Origin of the sequence: Halomonas marinisediminis, assembly GCF_004347715.1 — a bacterium.
Lineage (GTDB): Bacteria > Pseudomonadota > Gammaproteobacteria > Pseudomonadales > Halomonadaceae > Halomonas > Halomonas icarae.
In genome coordinates this window covers 1-235 of sequence record NZ_SLTR01000656.1, presented here as the reverse complement: position 1 = coordinate 235, position 235 = coordinate 1, and the positions used below count along the sequence as shown (strand labels likewise).

The window sequence follows — 235 nt, the reverse complement described above, 5'->3', positions numbered from 1 at the left end:
GATGCCCTTGTCCGCCGCGCCAATCGGCAGAGCGACATCAGCCCATCGGCTTACCGATCCTTCCAGTCGGCTATCGACTTGCAACGCCAGGTTGCTGCTCAGAGCTTGGAACTGGAGACTGTGAGGACCGAGCGCGAGCGGACGCGAAAAACCCTGGTCGAAGCGCTGTCCTCGATGGGGGAGGGAGTGGCGCTTTTCTCTGACGACCGCCTGAACATCTGCAACGACCTCTTCC

Annotated in this window: 1 protein-coding gene; it reads left to right on the top strand. The window is 61.3% G+C overall.

Going from position 1 to position 235, the window contains the following annotated elements; translation table 11 throughout:
• The coding region (locus E0702_RS19785) for a hypothetical protein (protein ID WP_205742128.1) at positions 1–235 on the top strand (235 nt) is incomplete at both ends.